General features: G+C 64.4%; 15 protein-coding genes. 6 read left to right on the top strand and 9 right to left on the bottom strand.

Translation table 11 applies throughout. From position 1 onward, the window contains the following. Positions 1–23 precede the first annotated feature (23 nt). The gene (locus NJT13_RS08025) at positions 24–1,043 is read right to left on the bottom strand and encodes a TAXI family TRAP transporter solute-binding subunit (RefSeq protein WP_425499808.1); all 1,020 of its coding nucleotides are present in this window, start codon (positions 1,041–1,043) and stop codon (positions 24–26) included. A 308-nt stretch (positions 1,044–1,351) separates the two neighbouring features. On the opposite strand from NJT13_RS08025, the gene NJT13_RS08030 reads away from it, so the two are divergent. After that, complete coding sequence (locus tag NJT13_RS08030) at positions 1,352–2,551, top strand: MFS transporter (RefSeq protein WP_254525036.1); 1,200 nt, start codon at positions 1,352–1,354, stop codon at positions 2,549–2,551. Positions 2,552–2,581: 30 nt separating this feature from the next. Here the strand turns inward: NJT13_RS08030 and NJT13_RS08035 are convergent, their stop codons facing one another. From NJT13_RS08035 to NJT13_RS08055, 5 genes are all read right to left on the bottom strand, one after another. Next, complete coding sequence (locus tag NJT13_RS08035) at positions 2,582–2,956, bottom strand: VOC family protein (RefSeq protein ID WP_254525037.1); 375 nt, start codon at positions 2,954–2,956, stop codon at positions 2,582–2,584. A gap of 126 nt (positions 2,957–3,082) precedes the next feature. Beyond that, entirely contained in the window at positions 3,083–3,730 is a 648-nt protein-coding gene (locus tag NJT13_RS08040; RefSeq protein ID WP_254525038.1) for a helix-turn-helix domain-containing protein, read from the bottom strand. 245 nt (positions 3,731–3,975) lie between these two features. After that, positions 3,976–4,338, bottom strand: coding sequence for a cell division protein SepF (locus NJT13_RS08045; protein ID WP_254525039.1), 363 nt, complete (start codon positions 4,336–4,338; stop codon positions 3,976–3,978). Positions 4,339–4,495: 157 nt separating this feature from the next. Continuing rightward, positions 4,496–4,945, bottom strand: a complete 450-nt coding sequence (locus NJT13_RS08050; protein ID WP_254525040.1) for a CBS domain-containing protein — start codon at positions 4,943–4,945, stop codon at positions 4,496–4,498. A 225-nt stretch (positions 4,946–5,170) separates the two neighbouring features. Further along, positions 5,171–5,650, bottom strand: coding sequence for an RNA-binding protein (locus NJT13_RS08055; RefSeq protein WP_254525041.1), 480 nt, complete (start codon positions 5,648–5,650; stop codon positions 5,171–5,173). Positions 5,651–5,784: 134 nt separating this feature from the next. On the opposite strand from NJT13_RS08055, the gene NJT13_RS08060 reads away from it, so the two are divergent. Together NJT13_RS08060 and NJT13_RS08065 are read left to right on the top strand one after the other, a co-directional pair. Further along, a complete protein-coding gene (locus tag NJT13_RS08060; RefSeq protein ID WP_254525042.1) occupies positions 5,785–6,075 on the top strand; it encodes a DUF7562 family protein in 291 nt (96 codons plus the stop codon). A 128-nt stretch (positions 6,076–6,203) separates the two neighbouring features. Continuing rightward, positions 6,204–7,502: an RNB domain-containing ribonuclease gene (locus NJT13_RS08065; RefSeq protein WP_254525043.1), complete on the top strand. Its 1,299-nt coding sequence runs from the start codon at positions 6,204–6,206 to the stop codon at positions 7,500–7,502. A gap of 139 nt (positions 7,503–7,641) precedes the next feature. Here the strand turns inward: NJT13_RS08065 and NJT13_RS08070 are convergent, their stop codons facing one another. Both NJT13_RS08070 and kdgK1 read right to left on the bottom strand, forming a co-directional pair. Next, positions 7,642–8,199: a GNAT family N-acetyltransferase gene (locus NJT13_RS08070; RefSeq protein WP_254525044.1), complete on the bottom strand. Its 558-nt coding sequence runs from the start codon at positions 8,197–8,199 to the stop codon at positions 7,642–7,644. Positions 8,200–9,187: 988 nt separating this feature from the next. Next, positions 9,188–10,147, bottom strand: a complete 960-nt coding sequence (gene kdgK1 / locus NJT13_RS08075; RefSeq protein ID WP_256549423.1) for a bifunctional 2-dehydro-3-deoxygluconokinase/2-dehydro-3-deoxygalactonokinase — start codon at positions 10,145–10,147, stop codon at positions 9,188–9,190. Positions 10,148–10,493: 346 nt separating this feature from the next. Here kdgK1 and NJT13_RS08080 point away from each other — a divergent pair, with 346 nt between their 5' ends. Further along, complete coding sequence (locus NJT13_RS08080; protein WP_254525045.1) at positions 10,494–11,075, top strand: DUF8121 family protein; 582 nt, start codon at positions 10,494–10,496, stop codon at positions 11,073–11,075. A 152-nt stretch (positions 11,076–11,227) separates the two neighbouring features. Next, positions 11,228–11,665: a universal stress protein gene (locus tag NJT13_RS08085; protein ID WP_254525046.1), complete on the top strand. Its 438-nt coding sequence runs from the start codon at positions 11,228–11,230 to the stop codon at positions 11,663–11,665. A 168-nt stretch (positions 11,666–11,833) separates the two neighbouring features. Here NJT13_RS08085 and rtcA read toward each other — a convergent pair whose 3' ends face one another. Beyond that, the gene (rtcA, locus tag NJT13_RS08090) at positions 11,834–12,910 is read right to left on the bottom strand and encodes an RNA 3'-terminal phosphate cyclase (RefSeq protein ID WP_254525047.1); all 1,077 of its coding nucleotides are present in this window, start codon (positions 12,908–12,910) and stop codon (positions 11,834–11,836) included. A gap of 141 nt (positions 12,911–13,051) precedes the next feature. On the opposite strand from rtcA, the gene NJT13_RS08095 reads away from it, so the two are divergent. After that, complete coding sequence (locus NJT13_RS08095) at positions 13,052–14,380, top strand: MFS transporter (RefSeq protein WP_254525048.1); 1,329 nt, start codon at positions 13,052–13,054, stop codon at positions 14,378–14,380. Positions 14,381–14,385: the final 5 nt, after the last annotated feature.

Here is a 14,385-nt window from a genome sequence, read left to right on the forward strand (position 1 = left end):
GGAATTGCGTTACTGGACGTCGGTCAGTTGTCGGACTCGGCGGCCTCGCCGCGCTTCCAGGCGTCGTCCCAGACGTCGTTCTCGTCGAAGAATTCGGCGACGCCCTGGTGGACCTCGAGGCCCTCCATGACGGTCTGGGTCATCAGTTCGGGCGTGAATTCGAGCGTCGTCGAGTCCGACTCGCGAAGCGTATCGTGGTGTTCGTTCGCCAGTCGGGCGATCTCTTTCGTCGCTTCTGCGGGCACGTCGGGACCGAACGCCCACTGGGCCGCGAGCGACCACGAGGTGACCGTATCGGTAACCTTCGTCACGTCCTGCTCGTAGCCGTAGGGGTCGAACTCCTCGAGCAGCGCGCCGGGATGGTCCTCGATGGTCTGTTTGAACTCGTCGTCGACCTCGAGCAGGTAGAGACCCTCCCCGCTACGGACGTCGACCTCCTGACACCAGCCGGAGAGTTCGACGCCGTTCGCGCCGTACAGACAGAGCGCGTCGACGTTCCCCTCCTCGACCTGGCCGGGAATGTCGCCGGTATCCGAGTTGTTGATCTCGTTGGGGCCCCAGATGCCGGCGCTTTTGAGAATCTCCTCCGTCAGTAGACGGGTCCCGAAGCCGGGCTGAATCGGATAGATCGTGTAGCCGCCCTCTTTGAGGTCCGCGGTCGATTCGAGACCGCTGCCTTCGAGACCGACCATGTGGATCTGCAGGGACGTGAACATGAAGCCCTGATGCGGCAGCGAATCGACGGGGTTCTCGGCGAACGGCCCCTCCTCGTTCATGGCCTTCGAGATCGAGTTGTTGTCGACACCCATCGAGGGAATGTTTCCGTCGTCGAACTCACGGAGGTTCGCCGTCCACCCTTCCGTCTCCTGGACGGAGATGTTGATCACGTCGCTGTGTTGTTGGGCGGCTCGAGCGAGGGCCTGCCCCGCGGCCTGAGTCGAGCTCCCGGTCGAGGTCCCGCCGATCGTGACGGTTATCTTGCCGTCGCCGCCACCGAGACAACCGGCTACACCGATGATACCGGCTGTCGCGGCGCCTTTCAGAACGTCTCGTCTCCGTTGGCCACTATTGGCACACATATACGGCTTCAGTTTCGAACACCCTAATAAAAACTTGTTGATCCGCGCCATAAGATAATGTAGTTTCTTTACTTATATGTGCCCCTACCCATCATGGTAATAGATAACAGCAGTTGTACTAGAATCCAACTAAAACCCAGTGTAAACGACTAATACATACACTCTATCAATTATTCTATATTTATATATAAACTATATTATAGAGATTTTGTCGACCGATATCTGGGGCGAACAGCAACCTTTTTTAAACGTTTTTCGAGAACTACCGATCGATGGAGCAATCGTACTGGCGAACCGTCTCTCTCGTCACCGTCTGGCAGATCGCAGCGAGCATCTGCTACTATACGGTCTTCGCCGCGACACCGTTCTTCCGGGATACGTTCGGCCTGTCCCGATTCTCGGTCGGCCTCGTGGTCACCACACTCACTCTCGGCTACGCCGTCTTTCTGGTGCCGCTTGGCGCGCTGACGGATCGATTCGGCGAACGACGGGCGCTGACCCTCGGCCTCGTCGGTCTGTCGGCGGGGACGCTCCTCGTCGCAGCCGCACCGTCGTCCGCGCTGTTAGTCGTGGCAGTGTTCCTCCTTGGATCGACGTACGGGACCGCGATGCCGGGGACGAACAAGGCGATCTTCGACGCAATCGAACCGGGACGACAGAATCTCGCGATGGGCATCAAGCAAATCGGCGTCACCGGTGGGAGCGGAATCAGCGCGCTCCTCGTCACCGGTCTCGCGGGCGCGCTGTTCTGGCAAGCCGGCTTTCTCGTCGCCGCGGGGTTCGGATCGCTCGTCGCCGCCGTCTTCTTTCTCCGCTACTCGAGCGGCAGTCAGAGGCGTGACGCCGGCTACCCGGATTTCGGCGCGCTGCTCTCGAACCGACCGTACGTCGTTCTGTTGATCGCCGGGCTCTTTCTCGGCGCGGCCCTGTTTACGACGACCGGATACACGGTCCTGTACGTCGAAGAATCGATCGGTGCGTCCGTCGCGTTCGGCGGCGTCGTCCTCGCGCTCGTCCAATTGTTCGGCAGCCTCGGCCGCCTCCTGGCGGGGTGGCTCGGCGACGTCCTCCCCGGCGAACCGCGCGTCAGAAACGGCCTCCTGCTCGTCGGTCAATCGCTCGGCAGCGCCGTCATGTTCGTCGTCGTCGCGTCGACGACCACCGAGCTCGGGGCCGCGATCGGGTTCGCCGTCCTGGGCTTTTTCGTCCTCGGGTACACCGGCGTCTACTACTCGGTCATGGCAACGCTCGTCAGGACCGACGAGATGGGCGGCGCCACCGCCGGAGGACAACTCGCACTTACCTGCGGCGCCCTCGTCGCCCCGCCCGCGTTCGGCTACCTCGCCGACACGGCCGGCTACCGAACCGCCTGGCTCTTCCTCGCCGCAGTCGTCGTCGTGGCGGTGGGCCTTCTCGTGCAGGTCGTCCGAACGCCGCCGTCCGTCGCGCGATCCGCCCCCTCCGAGGCCTGATCGAGCCGGTGCGACCGCGGCGGCCGTCGCTCACTCGAGTCGTTCGACCAGTTCGACGTCGTACCCGTCGGGATCCTCGACGAACGCGACGCGACAACCGATATCGGCCATCGTCGTCGGATCCATCCGTACCGGCGGATCCGCCCGGTCGACGAGCCGTTCGAGCGCGTCGTCCGTGCTGTCGACCGTCACCGCGACGTGGGCCATCGTTCCCGGGTCGATCGCCGGGCCGCCGTCTGGATCGTACTTGAACTGAAATTCGGCGTCGTCGCCGCCGATGTAGACGTTTTCGACGCCGTCGTCCCCCGTAAACGACCAGTTCTCGCGCAGTCCGAGGGCGTCGACGTAAAAGGCACGCGTTCGATCGATGTCCGAGACCCACAGCGCCGTGTGACTGACGTCCATGTGTGCATCGAGACCGTCGCACGGCAAAGTGTTACTGCCGACGCACCGCGGATACGGGACCGACTGTGCCTTCGACGTGGCTCACCGGGTGGCGTCCCCTCGAGCCCGACGCCGACGTCGACCGGATCACTGCTCGAGGATGTCGTCCATGAGTTTCGTCTGGGCCGCCGCCAGATGCTCGGTGAAAGTCGAGCGAGCGACGCCGAGACGCTCGGCGACGTCCGTCGCGTTCGCGCCCTTCGGATAGTCGAAGTAGCCCATCTCGTGGGCGGCCTCGAGGATTTCTCGCTGTCTGGCCGTGAGCCGGTCTCGGTCGACGACGACCGGATCGGTCGACGCGCTCTCGTGATCCCGTGAGAGTTCGTCGACGATCACCCCGTCGAAGGACGCCCGCAGTTCGTCGACGATGTCGGCGACCGCCGCGAGTTCGAGCGTTCGAAACGAAACGATCAGCGCACCGTCCTGTGCGCGCACCGACGAGACGGGCGTTCCCGTTCCCTCGACGACTTCGCAGGCGCAGTCGGCGCCGCCGTCGCGCTCGAATCGATAAATCGCCTCGCTGTCGTCGGACTGAATCGGCGTCAATTCGACGTCCGCACCGCCGTCGACCGAAGCGTCCGCGGCGACGCAAAATTCCTCGACGACCGTCCCGGCGGCCGTCTGTCGGGACGACCGCGAGACCGAATCGACCGGCTCGTCGGCGTGTGCCGAGACGTCGGCGACCGGACACCCCGCGGGATCGTCGATGACGACCGTTGCACGAAACCCCGTCATGGAATCCAGTTGGGCTGCAGGCGAGATAACCGACTCCGGAATTCCCGCGGGCTGAAAATTCTGTGACCCACCCACACCTCGAGAGTCGCACGCGATACTCGGCAATATCGCACCCGACGAGGCGTCGGCGAGACGTCCATCTGACGACACCGACGAGCGGGTTGCGCTATGGCGCCGGCGAGCGGTCGCACAGCAAGCGCACGAACGCGGTGCTCGAGCGAGCGCTCGATGGTCAGCGAGTGATGCTACAACTGTTGTCCCAGTTTCTCCCTGCTGATTCGGATCCCGGTCGGCGCGATGATCATCTGATCGTCACCCTTGCGGACGATATCGCCGTCTACCTCCTGGGCGACCTGTCGCAGCTCGTCGACGATGTGCTCGACCGTGCTGTCGTTGGTCCGCAGGCGCGTGATATCGGCGATGACGATGTCACCGTCGTAGACGGCGTCTTTGATGTCGATCGCGTCGGCCTGACTGCCGACCTCCGCGATGTGTACTTGCATCGTCGCCTCTGCTGACTCCGCCGAGACGTCCTCGAGATTCAGTTCGGCGTAATCCTCGACGGTCCGCGGCTGATTCCCGCCGAGAATTTTGCTCATGAGTCCCATTGGCGGTATTCACCGCCGCCGCCAGTATAGTTCTTACGTCAGACACAGTCCGGATAGCGAAACGGTCCGGGAATTCGACGGCTCTGTCACGGTCTCGGGGTGCAATCGCCGTCCGCTCGTGAGAGATTTCCCGACCGGAACCGTCTCGAGCGCTCACTCAGTCGCCCGACGCGACCGCCAGGTCGTCGGCCGACTCGAGTCGCATCGGTTCGGCTCGCCACTCGATCTCGAGGCGGTGACGCGGGAGGTACGGGGCCAGCGTCCGGGCCGAGAGCAGGCCGCGGAACCGGCCGTCGCCGACGACGGGGAGGTGCTTGACGCCGCTGGTCCGCATCGTTTCGGCCGCCTCGGACAGCGTCGCGGACGGCGAAGTCGTCGCGACCGGCGTCGACACGAGTGCTCGCACGGTGGGCCGATCGTCGGTTTCCGCGATCATCGCGACGAGATCCGACTCGGACACGACGCCGACGACGGCATCGTCCTCGAGGACGACGAGGGCGGGCACGTCGGTGCAACGAAGCCGTCGGGCCGCCTCGGTCACGGACGTCTCGGGCGCGATCGTCACCGACTGACGGAGTCCGACGGCTGCGACTGTCGTTTCGATCATGGACGTCCCACGGTAGCAGATGTCAGTACATAGTTCCTATGGACATATGAATCGTGTACCCTAGTATTGCTAGCATAATCTGAACACAGGTCCCTGATTATCTATCGTTCGTAATCGTTTTTGCAGACAAACGAACGGTTCGTGGTGATTGCAGACAAACGAAGGGATCGTGGTGATCGAGGACGTTCGAAGCCGCGACGGATCCTCGACGTTTCTCGTCGCGGACTACCCGGTAAATTCGAAGAGTTCGTCGCCGACGTGGTGGACGGAATCGACGACTTTCCCTTCGTCACCGACCATATCCGCCCCGTCGACGCGGGCGCGACCGACAGCGAGTATCTTCCCGTGGGACTCCTCCGCGATCACGACCAGGTCGTCCGGCGAGATATCGTCCGTCGCCTCGGTGATCCCCGGACGCATGACGTCCGCGCCGTCGCTGACGAACGAGACGGCACCCGCATCGACGGTCACCAGTCGCTTCTCGGGTTCGTACGCGTTCGCGCCGCGAACCGTCAGAAACGGTTCCTCGTCGAAGAACGCGACCTGGGGCTCCCCGTCGATGAGGATGACCTCGCGGTCGGCCTCTTCGAACTCGACGCGCTCGTAGACGTCACCCTCGGGCGCGACGCCAAGTTTGTCCTCGAGTTCCGCCTCGAGGTCGGAGACGGCATCGCTACGGAGATGATGTCGAGATTTGACCTGCATATCCGGCCAAACGACCGGTCTGGAGTTAAAAGGCCCGTTCCTGGAAGCGGCCGGTCCGGCGACCCGACCCGACCAACGACGGACGGGGAAGTGACGTGCCAATTGCTAAGTATCCCCACACCGTGCGAGCGAGTATGTGGCCCTCTCGGAACCGCACGGAGACGGTGACCTGTCTCGCCTGTGGCGCCGAGCGCCCGCGCGACGAGACCCGCGAGTACGACAAGTACGGCGACCGCTGGGATCGCGAGGACAAGACGTTCGAATATCTCTGTAAGTCCTGTCACCGCGAGCTCTGTCATCATCCGCGCGGTGACCTGGAGGAACTGCTGATCGATCTCGAGACCGGCGACGGAAGCCGTGATGCGTTTCTCGCGAGCTATCTCGCCGCGGTCGAGGAACGATACGGCCCGCTCGGGGAACGCTAGCCGCCGTCCGAGCGTCGACTCGATCGAGCGGGGACCACGGGCGAGCGGGCATCACTACCGGTCGTCGCGCGCTGCCCCTCGAGGGCCATCCCGACACGACTTTCACCCTTACGTTCGTAGACGACTGTATGAGCGACGACGCACAGGCCGATGCCGGCACGGCCGAAGGGCAGGGTCCCGTGGAGATCAGCGAGGACCTCGCGCGCCACCTGGAGAACAAGCGCGAGGAGTTGTTCGAGAAGCTCGAAATCCGCGACGAGTTCCCGTCCGAGGTCTTAGCGGAGGCCGAGGCACGGACGGAGGGCGTCCAGGCCGAGATCAGCGACGAAATCGACGAGCGACGAGATCTGCGGGACTTGACGACGTGGACGACGGACCCGATCGACGCCCAGGACTTCGACGACGCGCTCTCCATCGAAGAGCGCGAGGACGAGTACGTCCTCTGGGTTCACATCGCGGACGTGACCCACTACGTCAATCCCGAGACGGCGATGTGGGACGAAGCCGTCGAGCGGGGGAACACGGTCTACTTACCCGGTTACACGATCCATATGCTCCCGCCGGTGCTGGCCGAGACGGTCTGCTCGCTGGTCCCCAACGAGGAGCGCCTGGCTCACACCGTCGAGATGCACCTCGACAAGGAACACCTGAGCTACGAGACCATCGACATCTACAAGTCCGTCATCGAGTCCGACGAACGACTCACCTACTCACAGGCCGAAACCCGACTCGAGGAACCGGACGCGCCGCTCCACGAGGAGAACAAACTGGTCTACGAACTCGCGGATCGGATGCACGAACAGCGCAAAGCGGACGGCTCGCTCGTCTTGAACCCGAGTCGCGATCGGGCACACACCATCATCGAAGAGTGCATGCTGAAGGCCAACAAGGCCGTCACGCACGAACTCATGTGGAATCGGGGCGTCGAGGCCATGTACCGGGTCCACCCCCAGCCGAGTCCGGACGAGTGGTCCAAGGCGCTCCAGGAGATACAGGACCTCGACGGCGTCTCCATTCCCGGCAGCACCTGGGACGACCCGCGAAAAGCCGTCAACGCGACGCTGGAAGAGGCCCCCGGCCGCCAACTGGACAAGATTCAGTGGGCGGTCATGAAGGTGATGCCCCGGGCGAAGTACATGAACGATCCGTTCGGCGGCCACCACGCGTTGAACTTCGAGATCTACGGCCACTTCACGAGCCCCATCAGACGGCTTTCGGACCTGATCAACCACTGGATCGTCTACCAGAACGACGTGCCGGAGAACCTCATCGAACTCTGTGACCGCGCCAGCGACAAGCAAAAAGACGCCGAACAGTGCGAGCGCGAGTACAAGACCTTCCTCCAGGAGGTCGGCCTCGATCCGATGGCGGTCAACAACCGCGGAATCGAAGTGGTAGACGAAGCGGAAGCCGAAAAGACGCTGTAGGCTCTCGCTTCGGCTCGATCTCGCGACAGGCACTCGCTCGAGTACCAGTTCGGCGTCTGGGTACCACAGGGGTGCTCGACACCGACCGTCGAGGGACGGCGCTGCTCGACTCGCCGACGGTCGAGCGCCCGTGAGGCCGTCACCGCTCTGCGTCCGGCAACTGTTTCTCGTAGACGTGTTCCTCGAGCCCCGGACCCAGATCGGACGGGCGGGTTCCAACGCGGTCGAAACCGCGGGACTCGTAGAACGAAATGCCGATCTCGTTTCTCGCCAGGACGGCCAGTCGGAGCCGGTCGAACTGCCCCGAGAGGGTCGCTTCGAGACGCTCGAGCAACGCGGTCCCGACGCCCTCGTTCCAGTGGCCGGGCCGGACGTAGAGGCGCGCGAGAAACGCCACCGACGTATCCTCCGGCCAGGGGACGGCGTGGATGTAGCCGCTGAGGGGATCCTCGACCCTCGACTCGTTCGTAGCGCCGTCCGCTGACGGGGCATCGGCCACGAGGAAGACGGCGTTTTCGCGCCCGTTCGTTCCCGTAATCGCCGACTCGAGGTCCCCGATCGAGTACCAGTCAGAGACGACGTCGTCGACCCTCTCCGACCCGAGGATGTCGTCGTAGGCAGCGTGCCAGCTCTCACGGGCGACCTCGTGGATGGCCCAGACATCGTCGACCGTAGCCTGCCGGACGGCTCGAGTCACGGTGAGGCGTAAGACGGCTGCCGCCAAAAAGCGGCACCCGACAGCCACCGCATCGATACGGTCACGTCGCGATGAATCGGCGGCCCAGGGTGCATCGACGACCCGCCCGGTCGCTGACGATCGACGGTGGCGGCGAGTGACTCGAGCCATCGCTGCGATCGGTTGTGCAAGGCGCTCTACGGGCGGCGAGGGCGGTCGAAAAACGACGATCGGCGGACCTCTTACAGTCGCATCCGCGATGCGGTACCGATCAGGAGGGTACGACGGTCGTGATTCGATTCATTGCACTCGGCCGATGACAGCGGCTTATAAAGAACCTTCTGACAGATCCGTCCAATTGTGGTAGATAACCACCTTCGACCTCGGAGGTGTGTTCACACACAGGGACGCGCCCGGACACGTCCGGAACCGACGCCGCAACCTCGGGCATGACGATGGGCGGCCCACGGATCTTGAACTCGACGTGGATACTCACGGTTCTGGCTCCGTCGGATTCACAGTCTCGGTCGGCTGTCGTCCGGTCGCGCTGGCGATCAGAATCCGTCCGAGATGTTCACAGTCGCGCTCGTTCGGATGCACGTGAGCTCCGTACCCGGTCCAGCGACGGTCGGTTCCCGGATAGCGGTTCCCCGACGTCTCTCCGAACCGACTGCCTCGTCGCCGACGAAGGGGAGTCACATCCGGGGGGATACTCCATTCCATGTCACATAATACCATGAATCATATCCCGAGTTGATATTTTCCACAGAGCAGTTGACAAATGCTGGGAACGGACACGTCCGAACGAATCGACGCCTGCTCCGATCGACGTCATCCGTCCGATCCCTCGTCTCGCCATCGAGAGATCCACCGACCGATTCACCGCCCGTCGAGTGCGTGATATACCGTTCGCTCTGCGCGTCCGGTGTCGTCGACGCTAGAAACCGATCGACGCACTCGGCGGCGGGCCTGCAACCGCCCACACGAGATTCGAGAGTGCCGAATCGAGTTACCGCGAGATATCTTCGGCTTGCTCGTTGACGACGGCCTCGACCTCGTCCGCCGTCACGAGTGCCACGTCGCCGGGGATCGTCCGCTTGAGCGACGCCGTCGCGGCGGCGTACTCGAGGGCGGTCGCGACGTCGTCGCCGTCGAGACGGCGGGCGATGAACGCGCCGGTGAAGGCGTCGCCGGTCCCGATCGGATCTACGGTGTCGGTCTCGTAGGCGTCGTGATCGTGGACGACGCTGTCGTGCCAGCCGACCGCGCCCTGTGAACCGCGTGTCACGACGACCGTCGTGAAGTCGTATTGCGAGCCGAGTTTGTGCGCGAGTTGTCGCGGATCGCCCTCGAGTCCCAGGACGGTTCGCGCGTCCCGGGCGGCGATAACGAGGATGTCGATACCCGGGAACAACCGCGTCAGCGTGTCCTTGGCCTCGTCGGGCGACCAGAGTTTGCGACGGTAGTTGAAATCGAAGGCCGTCGACGTCCCCCCTTTCCGAGCCGCTTTGAGCAGGTTCGCAGTCGTATCCCGCAGCGTCGAGGAGAGCGCGGGCGTGATACCGGTCGTAAAGAAGACCTGCGCGTTCTGGATCCGATCGATGTTTAGTTCGCGGGCCTCCGCCGTCGAGACGGCGGTGTTCTCCCGGTCGTAGATCACGTTCGTCCCCCGTGGTTTCCCGGCCTGCTCGAGGTAGTACGTCCCCTGGCGGCCGCGGTGGCTCCAGACGACGTCGGTCTCGATTCCGTGTCCGCGAAGTTCCCCGACGACGCGCCGCCCGAGCGCCGTCTCCGGTACTTTCGACACCCAGGTCGCCGAAGCGCCCAGTCGACTCGCCGCGATGGCGACGTTGCTCTCGGCCCCTGCGGCACGAACCTCGAACTCGCTTGCGTCCTCGAGGCGTACGTGTCCCGGCGGCGACAACCGGAGCATCGTCTCACCGAACGTGACGATGTCGGTCTCGCTCACGGCTCGCCACCCCAGGTCGATCTGCAGTGAACGGAAACGTCTCTGTCGGCCATACCCGTCTCAACGAACGGCTCTGGTATAAGTTATGGAGGTCTGTCATTGCACAATTATGCTCGGTCGGCCACGGAAACGGACGGCAGTCGATCACGGAGGTGAAACGATCGTTTCGTCGACGGTGCCAACCGTGGTCATCGTCAGGTGGGATGGCAAATCGTGACACTGAAGCGTTCGTTTGGCATTTCGTTGATACTTTGCGCAAGGAGAATCGTGTCCCCGTACGAATCGACGGCGGTATCTCACAGCCGTCGGTAGTGCTGGCACGGTCGCGATAGCAGGGTGTAGTGCGGTGAACCACCTCGGGGTCGCGCCCCGAGGTACTCGGCCTGCTCCGCCTATAGAAGGGGCGCAAACGCTGTCTGATCCCACCCTCCACGCGGAATCCAGCGGGAGACGCAGCCTCAGTTTCACGACAGCGGGCGAAGAGATCGGATCGGTCGGCGTCGACGGAACCGTCACGTCGGGGATCGTCGATCTCCAGACCGAGATCTGGCACCGGGAGGGAACGACCGCAAAATCGATCAAGTTCAGGATATGGATGCCGACGTCAGGGACGGATTCCCCCGCAGAAGTCGCCGTCCGGTCGCCCGTGGAGGGCGATAGCTCGTCCCCGCCGTCCGTCTCGCTGTCTACGCCACGACGCGATCCGGGGACGACAATCGAAATCGACGACCTGGACGACCTCGCAGACGAGACGATCAGTACGCTCGCGTTCTTCGTCAGGCCCCCGTCGAAGACGGCCACGACCCTCCTGATCGACGCGGCGGTCGACCTCACGAGCAGTGACTTGCTCGGCAGCGAGTACTCCCTGGAGGGTCGATTGCGACTCGAGTTTCCGTCGCTCGACGGAACGTCGTCCCTTCGCCGATAGGTCGGCGCAAGCCCGGTCGTCAGCACGCACCACCGGTGAGCCGTCCGGAAACCCCTCCCGCCAGGACGATCGACTACCTGTCGCGTGTCGATACGTTCACGAAAGGACCAAGAACAGGCAAGAATTACTTCCTTTCGAGCGGTGTGTTACCTATGGACGACGTAACCGAATTCGACGATATCCTCATCCCGACCGACGGGAGCAAATCCGCCCGCGCGGGAGCCGAGCAGGCGATCAAATTCGCACGGCGAAACGATGCCACCCTCCACGTGCTGTACGCGATGGACATGGGCGACGCGGACTACGTCGCAGTCCCGAGCGATATCGCGCAGACGCGCAAGCGACTGGAAAAGAAAGGCCAGACGTTCGTCGACGAGATCGAAGAACTCGCCGCGGACGCGGATATCACGTGCGTCACGAGCGTCAAATCGAACACGCCCGTCGAGGCCATCGTCGAGTACGTCGACGAACACGACATCGACCTCGTCGTCATGGGAAAACGGGGGCGATCCGATCCCGACAAGCCCCTCGTCGGCTCGATCACGAACCGGGTTGTCGGCTCGCTCGACATCCCCGTGTTCACCGCTTGAGCGACCCGCTCCTCGGCACCGTCCGACCCGCTCCTCGGCACCGTCCGACCCGCTCGAGCACCGCTCGTCGACGCGTCCGTCCGCTCGAGTGACGCCTGCGGTCAGCGGACCGCCTCCGATCGCCCGATCACCCGTTCGCAGCCGGGACGGTGATGCCGTCTCGACGAACTAGTCGTCGGGACCGAGCGACGACGTGACGGCGACGGTCGTCCGATCGTCTCCGGCCTCGAGATCGATCCGACCGCCGAACCTCTCGAGCAACGCACATCCCGTTTCCAGGTGATCGGTGACTGCCGGAACGCGAACCGTTCCGCCGACGAGCGCCAGGAATACCAGCAACTGGTCGGCCATGTGGCGATCGACGGGCGCCGACCCGTCGAGAAATCGGTTCGCAGCGTCCGCGGCGTCTTCGCCGACCCGCTCGGCCGGTTTGCCGCGCTCGCCGAGCGCGGTGAAACCGGCGACGCCCGAGCCGTGATCGACACGAATCACCAGCACGGAGCCGGGAGATGGGCTTCGAGCCGTCGTCTCGCACCGTTCTCGCAGTTCGAGCGACGGCGCTCGGTGCAGTCGCTCGAGCGCCCCCTCGGCCTGGCGCATCGCGACGTCGCGGTCGGCGAGCGACGCCGACTCCGTCGAGTAGAGACGAACCCCCTCGAGGGGTCCTCGCTCGACGAGGTCGATCCGATCGAGGCGCGACGGCGCCAGATACAGCGTCGTTCGGCCGCCGCCCGCGGGGTAAAACCCCCGTTCGTCGATTTCGCAGGCCGCCGCGACGCCGAACCGACGGAGCACGGGAAGTTTCACGAATCGGAAATAATCGAGCGGCGGCGACCACGCGACGTCCGTCCCGCCGGTGACCGTCACCGACAGCGGCGACTCGAGGACCGTCGAAAGCGGCAGCAACGCATCGAACAGTAGCGGTGCGCTTCCGGCAGTCCCGATGTCGACGGTGTAGTGTCCGCCCGCGAGCCGTTCAAGCCCTCCGCGGCCCGGTCTCCTATCGAGATTCGGATCGAACTCGATCGTCTCGGAACGGAGTTCGGCGCCCGTCACGTCGGCGTCGCAGATCTCGGTCATCGTCTCGAGAACTGCCAGATGCTGATTGGCCAGGCCGGGCGTCGGCCGATCGCCGCGGACGTTCTCGAGTCGAACCGGCCGGTTCTCGACGACCGATAGCGCGAGTGCAGTTCGAAGGAACTGCCCGCCCGCGCTCGAGCCGTCGAGTTCGAGGGCAGCGGTCATACGGGGTCGTACGGTCTCGAGGGTCCTCCCGGTGTCGACTTCGCGGTGACGGACAGCGACCCGCGCGAGTCGATCGTCGTCCCCCACACCGAGTTCCGGTTGGTGAAGCTTTTCGGTTCTCCGAAATGGAACGGTGATGAGATGCGACTCTGGCGCGATCCCCTCCGGCGGCGATGGATCCTCTGGGCGACGATGGGCGTCGCCTTCTTGCTCGTCAACGCGAACCGACTCTCGACGGCGGTCCTCGCCGAGGATCTCATGGCCGCGTTCGAAACGACGGGCGCGCAACTGGGGACGCTCCACGCGTTTTTCTTCTGGGTGTACGCCGCCATGCAGATTCCGGCCGGCGTCCTGGCAGACCGCGTGGGTCCGCGACGCACCGCTGCGATCGGGACGGGGGTGATGGCCGTCGGTACGATCGGGTTCGCAGCGGCGACCACGTACGTCACGGCGGTACTCGCCCGCGGTCTGGTCGGCCTCGGCGGCAGCGTGATTTTCGTCTGTATCCTCCGGTTCTGTGCCACCTGGTTTCGCGCCGACGAGTTCGCGACGATGAGCGGACTCACGTTCACCGTCTCCGGGATCGGCGGCGTCTTCGCGACCACTCCGCTCGCGATCGCCGTCGGGGCGGTTGGCTGGCGGACGGCGATCGGCGCGCTCGGCGTCGCGGGTTTCGTCGCCGCCGTGGCCGTGTTCGCGCTCGTCCGAGACACGCCCGCGCGTGCCGGATTCGATCCGATCGAGGGCGTCCCCGAACGGGAAACGCTAACGCACGCGCAGCTCAAATCGTCGTTCGCGGACGTGATTCGGGACCCGCTGGTCTGGATCGTCGCCCTCATGCTGTTTTGTTCGACCGGCGTGAATCTCACCCTGTTCGGACTCTGGGGCGTCCCGTACGTCGTCCAGACGTACGACGTCTCGGTCACGACGGCCTCGACGATCACCCTGCTGGGGAGTATCGGTATCATGACCGGCCCGCCGACGATCGGCTGGCTGTCGGACCGCCTCGAGCGACGGATGGAGCTGATGGTAGCCGGCGGGGGCTGTTTCGTCGCCGCTCTCGCCCTGATCGCGGTCGTCGGGAAGCCGCCGCTGGTCGTCGTCGGGGCCGTGTTCCTGCTGGCCGGCTTCCTCGTGGGCGCGTTTCTCCTCGGCTACGCCGTCGTCAAGGACCGTCACTCCGCCGACGCGAGCGGGGTATCGACCGGGACCGTCAACGCCGGAGCGTTCGTCGGGGCCGCGGTCCTGCCGACGGTGATCGGCCGCGCGCTCGACACGTACTGGACCGGCGAACTCGTCGGCGGCGTCCGTGTCTACACGCCGCTCGGGTACCGGATCGCGTTCGCGATCGCCGCCGCCGCGGGCGCGGTCGCCTTCGGCTGTGCGCTCTGGCTCTACCGTCACGAGCGCGCGACCGCTCGAGACACCGACGCCGGTGACGTCGGCGCCGAGGGCCTCGGCGGCGAGTAGCGGAG

This window comes from Natrinema caseinilyticum (genome assembly GCF_024227435.1).
Classification (GTDB): domain Archaea; phylum Halobacteriota; class Halobacteria; order Halobacteriales; family Natrialbaceae; genus Natrinema; species Natrinema caseinilyticum.

Coding starts and splice junctions, on each gene's coding strand:
- NJT13_RS08030 (WP_254525036.1), top strand. CDS start 1,352: ATGGAGCAATCGTACTGGCGAACCGTCTCTCTCGTCACCGTCTGGCAG.
- NJT13_RS08035 (WP_254525037.1), bottom strand. CDS start 2,956: ATGGACGTCAGTCACACGGCGCTGTGGGTCTCGGACATCGATCGAACG.
- NJT13_RS08040 (WP_254525038.1), bottom strand. CDS start 3,730: ATGACGGGGTTTCGTGCAACGGTCGTCATCGACGATCCCGCGGGGTGT.
- NJT13_RS08045 (WP_254525039.1), bottom strand. CDS start 4,338: ATGGGACTCATGAGCAAAATTCTCGGCGGGAATCAGCCGCGGACCGTC.
- NJT13_RS08050 (WP_254525040.1), bottom strand. CDS start 4,945: ATGATCGAAACGACAGTCGCAGCCGTCGGACTCCGTCAGTCGGTGACG.
- NJT13_RS08055 (WP_254525041.1), bottom strand. CDS start 5,650: ATGCAGGTCAAATCTCGACATCATCTCCGTAGCGATGCCGTCTCCGAC.
- NJT13_RS08060 (WP_254525042.1), top strand. CDS start 5,785: ATGTGGCCCTCTCGGAACCGCACGGAGACGGTGACCTGTCTCGCCTGT.
- NJT13_RS08065 (WP_254525043.1), top strand. CDS start 6,204: ATGAGCGACGACGCACAGGCCGATGCCGGCACGGCCGAAGGGCAGGGT.
- NJT13_RS08085 (WP_254525046.1), top strand. CDS start 11,228: ATGGACGACGTAACCGAATTCGACGATATCCTCATCCCGACCGACGGG.
- rtcA (WP_254525047.1), bottom strand. CDS start 12,910: ATGACCGCTGCCCTCGAACTCGACGGCTCGAGCGCGGGCGGGCAGTTC.
- NJT13_RS08095 (WP_254525048.1), top strand. CDS start 13,052: ATGCGACTCTGGCGCGATCCCCTCCGGCGGCGATGGATCCTCTGGGCG.